Below are 16313 nucleotides of genomic sequence, written 5' to 3'. Positions count from 1 at the left end.
AACCCGCACCGGCTCGGGACCGGTACCGGATTCATCCCAGCACTGTGCTGCAGAACAGTACTCCGACCGCAATCTCGAGAAGACCCACCACGGTCGCCGCCATCACGGCGAGCAATGCGGTCCGATTCGTCGCGCGCCGCACCGCGCCGACCGGTGCCACCAAGCGCTCGGCCCGATCCAGTACGGCGGTGGCCGCGGCGCCCAACGCCGCTGTCGGCAGCGGTTCGGTCGCGCCGACAATCGCGAGCAGGCCGCCGAGCAGCGGCTCCCGGCCGTGCGTCCGCGCCGCCGTATCGTCGGCGCACATTTCGAGTAGTCGGCCGATTTCGTGCGTCCCGTCGGTCACCAGACGCATCCCGGGCAGCGTGATCGCGATACCGCGCAGCAATCGGAGCAGTCCGGCATGCCGCTCGCTCAGATGTGCGTGCTCATGAGCGAGCACCGCGGCGAGCTGCCTCTCGGTCAGTGCGTCGACGGCCGCGCTGGTCACGACAATGGTGTCGGGGCGGCCGGCCACGCAATAGGCTTGGCGCTCCGGCGAGTCCAGCACGACCGCACCGACGCCGGGCACGCGACGACCGACCATGCGAACGGCGCGTCCGTGTGCGATGGTCTTGCGTCGCATGTACAACACCGCCTGTGCGGCGTGCGCCAGGATGCCCAGGAGCGCAATGGCGACCAGGGCCGCGCAGGTCAGGGTGCCCAATTGGACCAGCAGGCCACCGTGCATGCGCATCGGTGTGGCCAGCGCGTTGTAGCAGTCGCGCAGCGTATCGGCGGGATGCCAGTAGGTGGCGAATTCGACGATCAGTATGCCGGCCGCGATGACCCAGGCTCCCAATGCGCCCGCGATCGCGACCAGCCAGGCGAGCACCCCGAGCCGGGGTGCGACGCCGCGCCGGGTGAGTCTGCGCAGCACGGTCGGGCCGAAGGTGGCCACCAAGCTGCCGTAGATCATCAGGCTGACGGCTACATTCACGGCGCCTCTGGGGTTTTACGCGAGGTCAGCCGACGCAGTGCGGCCCGCAGTCCGGCCGACTCCTCGTCGCTGATCCGATCGACGAAATGGCTGAGCACCAGATCCGAGCGGCCGCCGGAGCCGAGTGCCTCGAGCATGAGCCGCGCGCTGTGTTCCTCACGAGTGAGCGTCGGCCAATATCGATATGCCTTACCCGCGCGTTCGCGCGCCAACCAGCCCTTGCGGTGCAGGTTGTCCATGGTCGACATGACCGTGGTGTAGGCGATACCACGCTCGGCGGCCAGTTCGTCGAAAATTTCGCGGACCGTTGTCGTTTCCGCGTCCCGATCCCAAATGCGGTCCATGATCACCGCCTCCAAATCCCCGAATCCACGCACGATGCCGACTCCCTCATCAACTACTGGACATCTCTGAAGTCCCAGGGTAGCTGGATCAGCCGATTACTACGTAGTCATACCGTAGATTCGCTCATCGGGCGGCGCACTCCGCACGAGGCAGAACACGTTCTAGGGGTCATCGCCGGCCTGCACCTGTGGTAGCCACTCGCGGTTGGCACCGTAGTACTCGCGATCCCGATCCAACACTCGTCGGCCGTTACTCGGCACTCTCACCCAATGCTCGGACGACATAGAGTGCTGCCGTGGACGTGGTGGTCGTTGTGGGAATCGTCGTCGGTGCGGTGATCGTCGTTCTGGGAGTGGTCGGCGTGCACTGGTATCTCTGGCGGCGGCTGGTGTGGGATACGACGGAGCGCGCGTCGATCGCCCGCCGGGTCGGTACCGGCGTGATCGTCGCGGGGACAGCACTTTTGATCGGTGCGTTCGCGTCCGAATCGGCCGGTGTTCCGTTTCTGATCATCCAGATCATCGCCTGGCCCGGTTATATGTGGGGCGCGCTGTTCGTCTATCTCGTGCTGTGGCTGTTTGCGGGTGAGCTGGTGCGGCCGCTTTTGCGGCGTTGGATGGCGCATTCGAGGACGGCCGAAGACATTGCGGCAACCGTGGCCGCGGATCATCCCGCGCCGGTTTCACGGCGACTCTTCGTCTCTCGGGCGGTAGGCGCCGCGGCGACCCTGGCGGCGGTGAGCACGGTCGGCTACGGTACCCACAGCGTGCTGACCGGCCCGCGAGTAAAGCAGTTGACGGTGCCGCTGGCCCATCTGCCACGCACCGCGCACGGCTACCGGATCGCAGTGGTCAGCGATATCCATCTCGGTCCGATTCTGGGCCGAGGATTCGCCGAGCGAGTGGTCGAGACGATCAACGACACCCAACCGGATCTCATTGCCGTAGTGGGTGATCTGGTCGACGGTAGCGTCGAACACCTGCGCTCGGCGGTCGAACCACTGGCGCGGTTGCAGGCACGACACGGCGCCTATTTCGTGACCGGCAACCACGAATACTTCTCCGGTGCCGAGCAGTGGATCGAGCATGTGCAGGAACTCGGACTGCGGCTGCTTGCGAACAGCCGCACCGAGCTGCCGTATTTCGACCTCGCCGGGGTCAACGATATTCAAGGCGAACGCATCGGACAGGGACCGGACTTCACCGCCGCGCTCGGCGACCGTGATCTCGCGCGTACCGCGGTGCTGTTGGCGCATCAGCCAGTGCAGATCCACGATGCGGTCGAATTCGGAGTCGACCTGCAACTGTCCGGCCACACCCACGGCGGCCAGTTATGGCCCGGCAATTACCTTGCGGGCCTTGCCAGTCCGACCGTCGCGGGCCTGGACCGCTACGGCGACACCCAGCTCTACGTCAGCCGCGGCGCCGGCGCGTGGGGACCCCCGGTCCGCGTCGGCGCACCCTCTGATATCACCGTGATCGAGCTCGCGTCGAAACAGGCGTGACACACAACGTGCTGCCACGCCACCGGCGGCCCAACCGAGATCAGGCGAGGTCGAATCGATCGTTGTCGACCACCTTGACCCACGCGGCGACGAAGTCCTTCACGAATCTCTCGGTGGCGTCCTGCTGCGCATAGACCTCGGCTACCGAGCGCAGCACCGAGTGCGAGCCGAAGATGAGGTCGTTGGCCGTGGCTGTCCACTTGGGTCGGCCGGAGGACCGGTCGAAACCTTCGTAGACGTTTTCCGCCGACTCGGACGTCTTCCACTCTGTGCGCATATCGAGCAGGTTGACGAAGAAGTCGTTCGTCAGCAGGCCCGGACGCTCAGTGAGCACACCATGCTTGCTGCCGCCGTAATTGGCGCCCAGGGCGCGCAGGCCGCCGATCAGTACCGTCATCTCCGGAGCCGTCACGTCGAGCATGTACGCGCGATCGAGCAGCAGACGCTCCAGCGGGGCCTTCTCGCCGGAGCGGACGTAGTTGCGGAACCCGTCCGCGCGCGGTTCGAGCACCGCGAACGATTCCACATCGGTGTTCTCCTGCGTGGCGTCGGTCCGTCCGGGCGCAAACGGCACCTTGATGTCGTGGCCGGCATCCCTGGCCGCCTTCTCGACCGCCGCGGATCCGGCCAGGATGATCAGGTCGGCCAGCGACACCTTCTTGCCGCCGGCTGCCGAACCGTTGAACTCCTGCTGGATCTGCTCGAGCACGGGCAGGACCTTCGCCAACTCGGCGGGTTCGTTGACCTCCCAATCCTTCTGGGGCGCGAGCCGAATCCGGGCGCCGTTGGCGCCGCCGCGCTTGTCGGTACTGCGGTAGCTCGCTGCCGACGCCCACGCGGTCTTGACCAGCTGCGCGATCGAAAGGCCGGAGTCGAGGACCTTGCGCTCGAGCTCCGCGATGTCCTGTTCGTCGATCAGTTCGTGATCGACGGCCGGCACCGGATCCTGCCACAGCTGCGGCTCGGCAACCCATGGCCCGAGGTAGCGGCTGAGCGGTCCCATATCGCGGTGCAGCAGCTTGTACCACGCCTTGGCGAACGCCTCGGACAGTTCCTCGGGGTGCTCGAGCCAGCGGCGGGTTATCTCCCGATAGATCGGATCTTCCCGCAGCGACAGGTCGGTAGTCAGCATGGTCGGGGTGCGGGCCGGCCCGCCGAACGGATCTGGAATGGCGCCCTCGCCCGCGCCGTCCTTCGGCTTCCACTGCCACGCCCCGGCCGGGCTCTTGGTCAGTTCCCACTCGTAGCCGTACAGGTTCTGCAGGAAGCCGTTGCCCCACTTGGTCGGAGTGGCAGTCCACACGACCTCGAGACCGCTGGTGATCGCGTCCTTACCCTTGCCGGTTCCGTGGGAACTCTTCCAGCCCAGGCCCTGCTGCTCGAGCGGGGCCGCTTCGGGTTCGGGGCCGACCAGATCGGGATCGCCCGCACCGTGGGTCTTGCCGAAACTGTGGCCGCCGACGATCAGGGCGGCGGTCTCCTCGTCGTTCATCGCCATGCGGCCGAAGGTCTCTCGGATGTCCCGCGCGGCGGCCACCGGATCCGGGCGGCCGTTGGGCCCTTCCGGATTCACATAGATCAAGCCCATCTGGACAGCGCCGAACGGCTTCGCCAGATCCCGGTCACCGCTGTAGCGCTCGTCGCCGAGCCAGGTGTCCTCCGGGCCCCAGAACACTTCTTCCGGCTCCCAGATATCGGGGCGGCCGAAACCGAAGCCGAAGGTCTGGAAACCCATCGATTCGAGAGCGACATTGCCGGCGAACACCAACAGATCGGCCCAGGAGATCTTGTTGCCGTACTTCTGCTTGACCGGCCACAGCAGTCGACGAGCCTTGTCCAGACTGGCGTTATCCGGCCAACTGTTGAGCGGCGCGAAGCGCTGCGCGCCCTGACCGCCGCCACCGCGGCCGTCGGCGATTCGGTACGTGCCCGCCGCGTGCCAGCTCATCCGGATGAACAGGCCACCGTAGTTGCCGTAGTCCGCGGGCCACCAGTCCTGCGAGTCGGTCATAACGGCGGCGACGTCGGCCTTCAGAGCGTCGACATCGAGCTTCGCGAACTCTTCGGCGTAGTCGAAATCCTCGCCAAGTGGGTTGGACTTGGACGAATGTGCGTGCAGCACCGAGACATCGATCTGCTCGGGCCACCAGTCCTTGATGGTGCGCGGGCGATGGTCGGTTTTCGCAGTCGGAGACGGGATGGCCGGGTTCTCACTCTCGCTCGCGCTTCGAGTTCCGGTCTCCGGAGCGGGTGGACGGCTATCGGATGTCATGACATTCCTTCCTGAATGAGTAAGGCGGGCTGCGGTCAGGACGTGATCATCTGGCGTGCGATGCGGCGCAATCGGGACACAGACCCCAGTAGATGACCTCGGCCTCGTCGATCGAGAAGCCGCGGTCGTCGGACGCGGACAAACACGGGGCCTCCCCGACCGAGCAGTCGACATCGGCGATCAACCCGCACGCCCGGCATACGACGTGATGGTGGTTATCGCCGACCCGCGTTTCGTACCGGGCGACCGAGCCGGAGGGCTGAATACATCGAAGCAGGCCCGCGGCGGTGAGCACGCGCAACGAGTCGTACACCGCCTGGTGCGATACCGCTGACAGCCGAGATCGCACGGCGCGGATGATCGCATCCGTATCGGCGTGCGGATGGTCGTGCACCGCACTCAACACCGCAATACGCGGAGCGGTCACGCGAAGCGAAACTCCCCGCAGCATCTGCTGGAATTCCGTGGCCGTGGACACGCCCAGAGTCTCGTCCGCTTTCTGGAACGAGTCAAGCATCGCCGCGCGGTTGGAGGACGGGCACCCTGCCAGGAATTTGGTGCGCTAGCGGGTCGCGTCGGGGTGGGAGTTCCGCCGGGTGCGCGTCCGCCCCGGCCGTGACCTTCCTCGTCGCGTCAACACCGCATGAGCCGGCTGCCGGGGAAGCTCACCGATGCGGCTCGGCGTGTACATGCGACCGCAGCCCCTGCAAGCCGAACAGGATGAGCAGCTCGACCGTGCCGCCGTCGGCGCTGCCCAGCCAGTGCGGTAGGGAGGTGTCGAATTCCGCGGCCTCGCCGGGCGGCAAGGTCAGGTCGCGCTCGCCGACTACCAGTCGGAGGCGGCCGTTGAGCACATACAGCCACTCGAAGCCGTCGTGCGTTTGCGGCGTCGGCTCGAGCGGTGCCGGAACCCTGGGAATGATCATCTTGAACGCGTGCACCCCGCCCGGCCGCCGGGACAGCGGCACGAAGACCATCCCGAACCGCCGGATCGGTTTCAGATGGATTCGGGGATCGCCAGTGCGGGGCGCACCGACGAGGTCGTCCAACGGCACGTCGTAGGTGCGAGCGAGCGGCAGCAGCAACTCGAGGGTTGCCCGGCGCTGCCCGCTCTCCAGCCGCGACAGCGTGCTCTCGGAGACACCGGTCGTCGTCGCGAGATCGGCGAGGGTGATACCGCGCTCGCGCCGTAACGCACGCAGCCGCGGGCCCACCGCGTCGAGCACGTCATCTGTTTCGGGGTCCATGCGCCCATCTTGCCGGAACCGCAAGATTGCGTGCCAGATCACGGAGCGCCGGATGAGACTGAGTCCTACCCACCCCGCCGTCTCCGAAGCCCATTCCGACAGTAGGAGTCTCGATGACCACCACCGATGCGGTCACGTTCTGGGACGGCGTGTATGCCGACCGGACGGCACCCGCGGACCCGCGCCCGAATGTTCTTCTCGCCGAGACGGTTCCGGATGTGTCACCCGGCGACGCACTGGACCTCGGCGGCGGCGACGCGTTATGGCTCGCCCAGCGCGGTTGGCGGGTGACCGCCGTCGACGTCTCGGCCGTGGCGATCGAGCGGCTCGCCGGCCGTGCCCGCTCGCACGGCCTGGACGACCGGATCGCCGGCGAGCGGCCGCCACGCCGGCCACGCTGACATCCTCCGCGAACTATTCGACGGCACGACCGGCCGCTGACTTCATCCAGGACAGGACCACATGATCACCGCAACCCGGCCACGCGGCTTGCTCCGCTCCACGCGCGCGGTCGCCACCGTCGCACTCACGATCCTGCTCACGATGGCAACCGCGGCCTGCTCCACGACAACGCCCGCCGTCCCCTCCTACGCCGCCGCCACGCACGGGGATCCCAAGTTCGAGAACACTTTTCAGCACAATTTCGCCGACGTCGACGGCGTCCGCATGCACTACGTGACCGGCGGCCACGGCACGCCGGTGGTGCTGATCCACGGCTGGCCCCAGACCTGGTACGGCTGGTGGCCGATCATGCCCGCCCTCGCCGAACACCACACCGTCTACGCCATCGACCTCCCCGGACTGGGTGACAGCACCGGCTTACCAACCGGCTCCGACAAGGCCACCCTCGCCCGGTACGCGCACACCCTGATCGCCGACCGGCTCGGAGTGCGGGACGCCCGCGTTGTCGGACACGACTTCGGCGCCGCCATCGCATTCCAGTACGCCGACCAGTTCCCCGCCGACACCGCCCGCCTCGGCTACCTCGACCTGCCCCTGCCCGGCCCCGCGATCGATGCACGCACCTACCGCGCGCTGAGCTGGCACATCGCCTTCCACTCCCAGCCACGGGTCCCCGAAGCGATCGTCGGCGACCACGTCCGCGAGTACCTGGCCATGTTCTACCCGCAGGTCTCCTTCGGCGGCACGGCATTCGGCGGCACCTCGGAGCGATCCCCGTTCACCGACGCCGAGATCGACGAATTCGCACGCACTTACAGTCGCCCCGAGGCCCTGTCGGTCGGCTTCGAGCTCTATCGCGCTCTCGACAAGGACGTCCGCGACACCGTCGCTGACCCACCGACATCCGTCCCGACCCTGCTCATGACCGCCCAGGGCCAACTCGACGCGATCCGAGCCACCCTCTCTCCGCGCCTGACCAACATCGTGCGAGCCGTGGACGTCCCGCACGCGGGGCACTGGCTCGTCGAGGAGAATCCCCAATTCGTCACCGCGGAACTCGAGCACTTCCTCGACTGACGACGCCCGGGCCGGTCCGGATGGCAACTACATCATGGTCGGAGTCGCCGCCGGGCCCGAAGGAATTCGACTGCGGAGGGCGGGTTTCCGCGCCTGCCTCGACCCCGCCGTCCAAGGCGACAACCCGCCGGTGACCGCCTGCGCGGCCCGGCGGGCGCCCGTGCGCCCCGGGACCATATCCATTGATCGCGTTTCAGCCTTTTGGGTCGAGGTCGTCGTTAACGGCATACCGATGCCGGCCACTGGCGAACCGCGCGTCGTGCACACGCCTCTCGGCACGCACGTCGCGCTCGACCTGACCGCCACTTCGGTCAGCATCCGGAACGAGGACGGGAAATGAGACTGCAAGGAAAGATTATGAGCGACAACGATATCGATCGCATGGTCGATCGCACTGTGCTGATGACGGGCGCGACGGACGGACTCGGCCGCGAACTCGCGGTGCGGCTCGGCGCAGCGGGTGCCCGGCTGATCCTGCACGGCCGCAACCCCGATCGGGCCGCAGCGGCCGAGGTGACAGCCGCGAGCGGACACGCACCGCAGATCGTCCTGGCCGACCTGTCGCGACTCGCGGAGGTGGACCGGCTGGCCGACGAGATCATCGCCCGCACTTCGCGATTGGATGTGCTCGTGAACAATGCCGGCACCGGCGGTCAGCCGGACGGGAAACGCGAACTCAGCGCCGACGGCAACGAATTAGATCCTCATGAGTACTGATCTTCGACCGGATCCAGACCGCGCCCATCTGATCCCGACGTCGGTCGCGGGCCGGCGCACCAGGGCAGGCAAGGTGTCGGCCAGGCCTGGCCCGCGCATCCGCGGTCCGGGGGCAGCAGCCCACCACCGCCGAATCCCAGATTGTGTTCGTCGCCGAATGCCCCCTATTGCCGCATGGCGCGCGTCTGAGTGGCGGCTCCTGATCGCCTGTCCGACAACGTATCTCGCATCACGGCCGGTGCTCGGCGGGTGGCTCGACAGCTCGATCAGCGCAGGTGTGGCTCTACCACGGGACGCTCTGGCCGTGCCGATCCAGGAACTGCAGGCCGGGCGCACCGGACTGCGTCTCGAGGACGTCGGCGACGGCCGGGATGCTCTCTTGCGGGGCGAGAGGCGCGTCGGGTCCGCCGAGCCGGGTCCGGTTGTGGCCGGGGTCGATGAGCAGTTTGGTGTGTCCGTCACCGGCATGGCGGGTGGCGTAACTGCGCATCAGCTGGTTGAGCGCGGCCTTGCTGGCTTTGTAGAGCTCATAGCCGCCCTCGGTGTTTCGGGAGATGCTGCCCTGGTCGGAGGACATGACCGCCACGGTTCCGCCAGGCACGACGAGCCCACGCAGGGCCTCGAGGACGCGCAACGGGCTCAGTGCGTTGGTGATCATCACCTCGGTAAACATGTCGGTGGAGACCTCGTCGATCGGCAGATTGCCGCGGTCGATGGCGGCGTTGACGAACAGTAGGTCGAGTCGGTCCCTGTCCAGGCGCTCGCGCAGCGCGGCCAACTGTTCCGAGCTGGTCATCTCCAGCGTTTCGATGTGCAGCCGCCCATTGGAGGCATCGGAATTCACTTGTAGCTCGTCGCCGTCGCGGCGCGTGGTGGCGATGACTCGCCAGCCGCGTCGAACGAGCTCACCGGCCAGGGCAAGACCCAAGCCTCTGGAGGCCCCGATGACGAGTGCTTGACGGTTGGACGTGGCGGACATTATCTGCTCCTACCTGACGAAATATTCTATAGACGCAACGTTGCGTCTAGACAATACATTACGTCGCCGTCCGGTCACGGCATCACCGACCGGTAAGGTGACCCCATGCCCGCCCCGGACTCTCCGCCCAGGACGCGCTCGGGCAACCGTCGCGACGAGGCTGCGCGGCTGGCCGTGCTGCATGCCGCGGACGATCTGCTCGTCGAGCACGGCTTCGGCGCTTTGACCATCGAGGCGATTGCGCGTCGTGCCGGCGTCGCCAAGCAAACGATCTACCGCTGGTGGCCCTCGAAGGTCGAGATCCTCCTCGACACGCTTATCGAAGACAGCGACAAGCGCCTCCCCGTCCCAACGGACAAGCCCACAGCAGAAAACATCCGCGCGTACATCCGCGGCTTCGCCCGATTCCTCACCCGCGAGCCTGCCGGCAAGGTCCTGCTCGCACTCATCGCCGAGGCGCAGCACAATCCCGGCACAGCCGAGAGCTTCCACACGCGCTATCTCGATCCACGCCGCGCTCGAGAACGCGACATGCTCGCGCACGCAATCGACGCCGCTGAGATCTCGCCCGAACTCGGCCTCGACGCCACGCTCGATGCCCTACTCGGTCCGCTCGTTTATTGCGCTCTGACCGGGGCGAGCATCCCTCGCGCTCTCACCAGCAGCCTGGTCGAGGATCTGCTGAAACCTCGCTCGAGATAAGTATCCAATCCGGACCGGACATCCGCTCATGGCTCCCCTTTTCGGCTCTTCGGCGGATTTGAACTCCCGCTGCCATCACTGCTGGTCAAGCCATTGTCGTTGTTTTTCGCGCGATTACTACTTTCGCCGCCAATTGCATCGGATTGCGAACTCGCGACGGTGTGCACATCGACCGGTTCGAGGGCGGCAATTGCGGCTTCTGCCAGAGGATTTCAGCTGCCGAGGCACTGGCGATGGTAGCCGTCTGCGGTCTGTTCATGACCGAGTGTGGCCCAACTGCCTGCGGATTCGTCCATGACTCGCATCAGATGCGAACGGTGGAGGGTGGGTGGTTCGGTGGGTTTCTCCGGTTCGGTGCCAGGTGCGGCACGGCTGCATCTGCTCGACGGGGTGTCGCTGCTGCGGCCGGAAGAACAGGTCTTTCGGGCCATGCTGGCCGGGTTCGCCAATCAGCAGCTCGCGCGGAACCTGGCCGCACGACGGTGGAAGGCCGTGAGAGCACGGGCAAGGCGTTCACCGCGTATGTGAATGTCTATCTGTGGCAATGGACTCCGGCGATGATCGACGAATGGCTCGGTGACCTGCACGTTCAACAGAACGAGTCCGATCCGAAGAAACGGGTGTTCACGAAAGCGGAGCTGCACGCCTTCTTTGCTCACTGCGACAACGAAGTCGCCCGGATCCGAGCCTTCGGCCGCAAGGGCTGGTTGCCCGCGTTTCGGGACGCCACCTTGTTCAAGACCGCCTATGCATTCGGGCTGTTCTCCGGGGCTCCGCTCACGTGCGTTCCCGCATTTCTCTGAGTTTGTGCAGTTCAGAGGCTGATGCCGGAGATGCTAGCCGTCGCGACAGATGTGGTGCGAGTCGACGTGGCGGGCAATCCTCAGCGGCTCGCGCGCAGTATGCGGATCGCGCGCAGTGCGCGGGGCGGTTCGCCTCCGAATCTTGGGGATCCGTCGAGGTAGCGAGTGACGAGGTCGGGGGCGGAGTGGTCTTCGAGGTCGGTGAAGCCGAGGGCGCGCAGCTGTGCGGCGATGTCGTCGGGCGTGAAGTAGCTGAACACGGGTTCGCCGACGCCGGCCAGCCGATCGGCACGTGCCTGCTGGTGCGCACGGTCCTCGTCGCTGTTCGCGGGCTGCAGGTAGTCGAAGACCACCTCGACCGGCTGGGCCTGACCAGCGATGTATTCGAGAGTGGCGTGGGCGGCGTTCGGAGTCAGATAGAAAACGACGCCGAGCCACACGAATACGGCCGGGTCCGTCCGTTTGAACCCGGTGGATTCCAATCCCGCTGCCAGCGTCTGGGTTTCGAAATCGACCGGCACGAAGGTCAACGTCTCAGGGCGGTCGATTCCGGCGGTAGTAAGGCGTTCGCGTTTCCACGCTTGGGTGGCGGGGTGGTCGACCTCGAAGATACGCAAGTCCGGGCGCGGATTGCGATAGGCGAAGGTGTCCAGACCGGCGCCGAGGATCACGACCTGCCGCACACCAGCGGTGATGGCGGCGGCCACGGCGTCCTCGGCAAAGCGCGCGCGTGCGGCGAAGAAGAGTCGGCGGGGCCGATCGCTGGCCCCGTCACCGAGGTGATTGGTTGTGGGCGTGCCCAATTCGGCCAGTTCCTCTGCGGTGACGCCGAGCAGACGTGCCGCCAGGGGGTCGGTGAAGATCTGTGGTCGGTCAGCGATCTGGTGATAGGCGCGGGCGTACGCGGTGATGAGCGCTGTACGGCTGGGTCCGTCGTTATCCATATTCAAGAACCTACTTGCGAATGTGGCGTGTGCTCTATGAACTCACTCACGCTCACTCCGCAAAAGAGCACGCGAACACGATCGGTAACACTGATTACGGTCGGCCCTCCTTCGGGGCGGTTGCCACGAGTCGACAGGGGCGGGCTCGAACCTGTTATCGGGGCTGGGTTGATGTGTTGAGCCGGGTCATGAGTTCGCGGTTGGTGGCACGAGCGGCGGCAAGATCGTCGTCGCGTTCGTCGAGTTGTTGCTGCAGGTCGATGTTTCGCTGTTCGAGCTGGTTGGTCTTCTTCGGCGCCATCGAAGTCGACATCGACGCCGATCTCGCCCAGCTGTGCCCCACCGGCTACCGGCCTCTACGAGTCCGCGACACCCTGTTCTGAGCACCGGACCTATTGCGGCGGAGGTTATGTGAGGCGAACATCCGCAGTGGCGAGGCCGAAAACCTTGCGTCCGGCGGACTTCGCGACTATGACGACAACAGCGGTCCTGGTTTCGGAGTCGACCGACTTGATGCGCCCAGTGAACTCAACGCTTCCAGCGGAGGCGGCTTCGATGACCGTGTAGTTCGACAGCCGGACCCCGTATCTGATCACCGCGCCCGGGTCGCCGAGCCAATCGGTGACGAATCCCGCGCCTAGGCCCATGGTGAGCATGCCGTGGGCGATCACGTCCGGAAGGTCCGCGAGTGCCGCGACCTCGTCGTGCCAGTGGATAGGGTTCGCATCCCCGGAGACCCCGGCATAATTCACCAGATCCCCGCGTGTCAGGTGCACGGTGCGAGCAGGAAGCTCGTCACCGACGGTGACGTCCTCGAATCGGAGTGCGGTGCGCGGGACACGTGTGCGCGAGACCGGGGAGGTACGTACAGCGGTCGTCGCATCCGGATCCGAGCCCAGCAGCCCATCCGCGTCCGCGGGCGCGGGCGCGACTGCGGTTCGGGCGGTCGTGTCGAGTCCGCTCATGATCACGCGTTCGATCGTGTCGCTGATGCCGGCGTCGACGTCCTCACCGGTGATGCCGACGACGGTGGTGTGCATCACCTGCACGACGTCACCGTTCTGGCCGGTGAAGGTGTTGGTGATGGTGAGCAGATCCTTGCCCGCGATGCGGCGCACCGAGGAGAGCTCGACATCGCTGACCAACCGGTCGCCGGTGAGCACCGGCTTGTACATTTCGAAGACCTGATCGGTCTGCACGAACATGTCGTAGCCGGTCATGACGGTTTCCAAGAGCCTGCGGTTGGCGAGCATCGCGGCGGTCGAGATGAACGTAGTGGGCGCGACCAACCCGGCGTACCCGAGCTCACCGGCAGCAGCTTCGCTCCAGTGCACCGGGTGGAAATCTTGTACTGCTCGCGCGTACTCGCGTATCTTCTCTCGCCCTACCTCGTAGTAGTCGGCCACGCGATAGCGATGCCCCACCAGCCCAGCCACATCGAACGCTGCTTCCACCAAGCCCTCTTCCATCCGGATTCCTTCGGCACGCGTAACCGTTATCGGCAGAACCCAATTCACGAGTGAAACCCCACCTTCTCACACGACAGAGTGACAGAGCCGAGGAAACCAAACGATCTTGGACTCAACAGGTCAACGCGTCACCGACGATAACTGATCAACCCCAGAAGATCGGGTCGCCACTGTTGTCGATGTGATCGAGCAGGTCCTGAACGTGAGGGCTCGGCTCCAAGAACCGGTAGCGGTGAAATTTGAGGTGTCGGTCCCGCCAATACAACGTCCACAACCCGGTTTTCTTCGTGTAGTGCAGGCGGGCGATCGGGAATCGTGTCCATTCCGGGCCGAAGTCCTCGTGCCATGGTGGTCGGCATTCGCAGATCGTGACATGGCGCGGCGAGACGTCGCATTCGACCCGAATCTCGTGGCGATATTGTTCGGGAACTCTACTGGCGCAGTACTTCACGATCCGGGCGACATCGAGTTCGGGAAGTCCTGTGGTAGCCATGCCGGCCATCATGCCAACCACCCCTGATGGCCTGGTTCCGGATACCAGGTCGCCTTCCAGATGCCCGGGCTCGCTACGATCGTCCGCCGCAGGAGGTCGGCGATCGATGGAGACCATGTTCCGTATCGTTGGATTTCGGGATTACTACCGGAACCCCCACTACCCCAAGAAGACTCGTCGAAACGGCCAGAAAACTTACCGGCGTCAAGGACACTCATGGGAGGTGGTGCGGCAATCTCGATTCCGATGATGCCGGCGTGTAACGAGGTCAGTGCGCCCACTGGTACGGCCCGCTCGACCCACATCACCCGAAGGAGACGACCGTGCGATTCGCCTGTGTTCTTGCTTTGCCAGCAGCCGGGCTGCTGCTCGGTTCCACCCTCACGCTCGTTGCCGCGTCGTCTGCTCTCGCGGAGGACACCGTACTCGACATCGCCGCCTTCAACTGTCCCGAGCCCGACGGGCTCTTCCCCTATCCCGGAGACGTGACGAAGTACGTCGAATGCTCGAACAACGTTGCGACCGTGCACACGTGTCCGACCGGCCTGAACTGGAACCAGAATGGGAAGTACTGCGATTGGCCGGCCGACGCTGGCGCGGTGGCGGGCCGGTACCAATCCAGAGATTCCGCTGACCCCGGCCCGGTGAGATCGCAGTAGGCCAGACTCCGACGTAGACGGGACGATGGCGCCGACGTTCGGGTCCCTGGTCCTGGCCGCGCACGACAACGACGGTCGGCTCACCTATATCGGCAACGTCGGCACAGGCTTCAGCATGGCCGCTCGCCGTAGCCTGCGGGCCCGGCTGGTCGATTCTGGAAACTATCCGCGGTACCGGCTCCACGCCGAGGCTGCCCAATAGCAAAGGTCAGGTCGGTTCGCGCTACCGCCTGATTCCGCGCTGCTGCTCCTCGACCCCCTTGCCGTCGTGTTCGATGATCGCCCGATCGGTCGGCTCATTCTTGTCAAGCCCCCCTCATCACGCGACAAACCACACCCGCCACCACCGGTTACCAGGCAGTTGTGCTTCATGTGCCAGATGACACGGTTCTTACGGCAGCTGGTTCTTGATCGCGAATCTGGGCAGCAGTCGGTCGTGAATCTCGACATCACTTCGGGATTTTTGTGATCGCGAATTTCGACACCGTTGTGGTGGCAGGTCCTCGCTCAGACCTCGCGCCGACCACCAAGCAGGGACAGGACGCTGGACCACACATCGCCCACCCTGTGCTCGGCAGAGTCTTGCGCCTTCACCATGGCCGAGATCGCCCTCGTCATTACAGGACTGCGGCTCTGTCCGGCCGCGGACGCCGCCATCACCGACTCCTACATACTCGCCCACGCCTGAGTAACCCACCGCCGACCCCGCACAGCACGACACGCCAATCCGACATATCAACTCAGGCGATGGTCAATTTTCGCGACCGGGATCGGGAATCACCCAGCCCAACCGATGCCTAAATACGCGAACAACCAGCAACGCGATTCGCGAACAATGACACCAGAATTCGCGAACAACCAGCAACGGAAGCCGCGAACAATGACACCAGAATTCGCGAACAACCAGCAACGGAATTCGTGAACAAAGCCCAGGCATCCGAAATGGACGGTGACACCTATCGAAGCCTGGCCACAAGTTCACCCCTGGCGTCCAGTTTCCCAATGGCTACCGGCAGAACACGAGAAACGGACAACGACTGGACGAAGGTGGACCGGGGATTTATTGCCAAAGTGTCGCAACTGGAGGGTTACTGAGTATAGGCGGCGAAACAAACGGCCAGGCCCGTGCTGCTGTGGGAGAACCCTTTTCACGTTCACTGATAGAAAGCAAAAAAATGGCACCTGTCATCACCTCGCTGACACCCTCTTTCGGCCCTCCAGCGGGTTTCAACTCTGTTGTCATCACCGGCTCCGGATTCAGCAATGTCGGTCCCGTGGGTGTCCGGTTCGGCACGACGGCAACGACATTCACCATCGACTCCGATACCCAGCTCACGGCCATCGCGCCGCCTGGAACCGGCACGGTGAACGTCACCGTACAGGTACTGCTGGACGGCACGAGCAACCCACTGCCCTACACCTATGGCGTGCCTGCTCCTACCTTGACCAGCATCAGTCCGGCTTCGGGGTCGGCGGCCGGCGGAACGACGGTCGTGCTCACCGGGACGAACTTGACCGGAGCCACCGCAGTGAGTTTCGGTGGGACACCGGCAACCTCGTTCACGGTCAACTCCTCGACGCAGATCACGGCGATGACCCCAGCCCATTCAGCTGGGACAGTGGCGGTTACCGTCACCACCCCCGGCGGGACCAGCAACGGTGTCGCGTTCACCTATATCGCGGTGCCCACCCTCACCAGCATCGCTCCGACCTCAGGTCCG

Annotated in this window: 18 protein-coding genes and 1 pseudogene; 9 read left to right on the top strand and 10 right to left on the bottom strand. The window is 65.2% G+C overall.

The window, feature by feature from the left end; genetic code table 11:
- Positions 1–31: 31 nt before the first annotated feature.
- Positions 32–979: a M56 family metallopeptidase gene (locus ACIBJI_RS21150; protein ID WP_397085381.1), complete on the bottom strand. Its 948-nt coding sequence runs from the start codon at positions 977–979 to the stop codon at positions 32–34.
- A complete protein-coding gene (locus tag ACIBJI_RS21145; protein ID WP_364351172.1) occupies positions 976–1356 on the bottom strand; it encodes a BlaI/MecI/CopY family transcriptional regulator in 381 nt (126 codons plus the stop codon). The genes ACIBJI_RS21150 and ACIBJI_RS21145 overlap by 4 nt, the downstream gene beginning before the upstream one ends.
- Positions 1357–1619: 263 nt before the next feature.
- On the opposite strand from ACIBJI_RS21145, the gene ACIBJI_RS21140 reads away from it, so the two are divergent.
- Positions 1620–2828: a metallophosphoesterase gene (locus tag ACIBJI_RS21140; RefSeq protein WP_397085379.1), complete on the top strand. Its 1209-nt coding sequence runs from the start codon at positions 1620–1622 to the stop codon at positions 2826–2828.
- Positions 2829–2868: 40 nt separating this feature from the next.
- Here the strand turns inward: ACIBJI_RS21140 and katG are convergent, their stop codons facing one another.
- From katG to ACIBJI_RS21125, 3 genes are all read right to left on the bottom strand, one after another.
- Entirely contained in the window at positions 2869–5100 is a 2232-nt protein-coding gene (katG, locus tag ACIBJI_RS21135) for a catalase/peroxidase HPI (protein WP_364351166.1), read from the bottom strand.
- Between the two features lie 46 nt (positions 5101–5146).
- Complete coding sequence (locus ACIBJI_RS21130; protein ID WP_396957056.1) at positions 5147–5551, bottom strand: Fur family transcriptional regulator; 405 nt, start codon at positions 5549–5551, stop codon at positions 5147–5149.
- A 214-nt stretch (positions 5552–5765) separates the two neighbouring features.
- Positions 5766–6347, bottom strand: coding sequence for a helix-turn-helix domain-containing protein (locus tag ACIBJI_RS21125; RefSeq protein ID WP_396956774.1), 582 nt, complete (start codon positions 6345–6347; stop codon positions 5766–5768).
- A 113-nt stretch (positions 6348–6460) separates the two neighbouring features.
- Between ACIBJI_RS21125 and ACIBJI_RS21120 the strand changes: the two genes are divergently transcribed.
- The 3 genes and pseudogenes from ACIBJI_RS21120 to ACIBJI_RS21110 form a co-directional block, all read left to right on the top strand.
- Complete coding sequence (locus ACIBJI_RS21120; protein ID WP_396956773.1) at positions 6461–6748, top strand: class I SAM-dependent methyltransferase; 288 nt, start codon at positions 6461–6463, stop codon at positions 6746–6748.
- Between the two features lie 61 nt (positions 6749–6809).
- The gene (locus tag ACIBJI_RS21115) at positions 6810–7826 is read left to right on the top strand and encodes an alpha/beta fold hydrolase (protein WP_397085376.1); all 1017 of its coding nucleotides are present in this window, start codon (positions 6810–6812) and stop codon (positions 7824–7826) included.
- Positions 7827–8162: 336 nt separating this feature from the next.
- Positions 8163–8471: pseudogene (locus ACIBJI_RS21110) on the top strand (SDR family NAD(P)-dependent oxidoreductase); the annotation flags it as partial.
- A gap of 355 nt (positions 8472–8826) precedes the next feature.
- Here ACIBJI_RS21110 and ACIBJI_RS21105 read toward each other — a convergent pair.
- Positions 8827–9522: an SDR family NAD(P)-dependent oxidoreductase gene (locus ACIBJI_RS21105; RefSeq protein WP_364356656.1), complete on the bottom strand. Its 696-nt coding sequence runs from the start codon at positions 9520–9522 to the stop codon at positions 8827–8829.
- Between the two features lie 105 nt (positions 9523–9627).
- Here ACIBJI_RS21105 and ACIBJI_RS21100 point away from each other — a divergent pair, with 105 nt between their 5' ends.
- Positions 9628–10224 (top strand): TetR/AcrR family transcriptional regulator, encoded by a 597-nt coding sequence (locus ACIBJI_RS21100; protein ID WP_364356653.1) that lies wholly within the window; start codon positions 9628–9630, stop codon positions 10222–10224.
- A gap of 161 nt (positions 10225–10385) precedes the next feature.
- Positions 10386–11027, top strand: coding sequence for a hypothetical protein (locus ACIBJI_RS21095; protein WP_364356650.1), 642 nt, complete (start codon positions 10386–10388; stop codon positions 11025–11027).
- A gap of 80 nt (positions 11028–11107) precedes the next feature.
- Here the strand turns inward: ACIBJI_RS21095 and ACIBJI_RS21090 are convergent, their stop codons facing one another.
- From ACIBJI_RS21090 to ACIBJI_RS21075, 4 genes are all read right to left on the bottom strand, one after another.
- On the bottom strand, positions 11108–11971 hold the full coding sequence (locus tag ACIBJI_RS21090; protein WP_364356647.1) for a class I SAM-dependent methyltransferase: 864 nt from the start codon (positions 11969–11971) through the stop codon (positions 11108–11110).
- A 154-nt stretch (positions 11972–12125) separates the two neighbouring features.
- Positions 12126–12284, bottom strand: a complete 159-nt coding sequence (locus tag ACIBJI_RS21085) for a hypothetical protein (RefSeq protein WP_364356644.1) — start codon at positions 12282–12284, stop codon at positions 12126–12128.
- Between the two features lie 94 nt (positions 12285–12378).
- The gene (locus tag ACIBJI_RS21080; protein ID WP_364356641.1) at positions 12379–13440 is read right to left on the bottom strand and encodes a fused (3R)-hydroxyacyl-ACP dehydratase subunits HadA/HadB; all 1062 of its coding nucleotides are present in this window, start codon (positions 13438–13440) and stop codon (positions 12379–12381) included.
- A 145-nt stretch (positions 13441–13585) separates the two neighbouring features.
- A complete protein-coding gene (locus ACIBJI_RS21075) occupies positions 13586–13933 on the bottom strand; it encodes a DUF3024 domain-containing protein (protein WP_397085374.1) in 348 nt (115 codons plus the stop codon).
- Between the two features lie 323 nt (positions 13934–14256).
- Here ACIBJI_RS21075 and ACIBJI_RS21070 point away from each other — a divergent pair, with 323 nt between their 5' ends.
- The 3 genes from ACIBJI_RS21070 to ACIBJI_RS21060 form a co-directional block, all read left to right on the top strand.
- Positions 14257–14592, top strand: coding sequence for a carbohydrate-binding module family 14 protein (locus ACIBJI_RS21070; RefSeq protein ID WP_364356635.1), 336 nt, complete (start codon positions 14257–14259; stop codon positions 14590–14592).
- 25 nt (positions 14593–14617) lie between these two features.
- Positions 14618–14794: a hypothetical protein gene (locus ACIBJI_RS21065; protein WP_397085371.1), complete on the top strand. Its 177-nt coding sequence runs from the start codon at positions 14618–14620 to the stop codon at positions 14792–14794.
- A 973-nt stretch (positions 14795–15767) separates the two neighbouring features.
- Positions 15768–16313: IPT/TIG domain-containing protein (locus ACIBJI_RS21060; protein WP_397085369.1), on the top strand; the 546-nt coding region annotated here is incomplete at its 3' end.

Source organism: Nocardia sp. NPDC050408, from assembly GCF_044458905.1.
In the GTDB taxonomy this organism is placed as follows: domain Bacteria; phylum Actinomycetota; class Actinomycetes; order Mycobacteriales; family Mycobacteriaceae; genus Nocardia.
The sequence above is the reverse complement of the archived record's forward strand: the minus strand, read 5'-3'. Positions and strand labels throughout refer to the sequence as shown.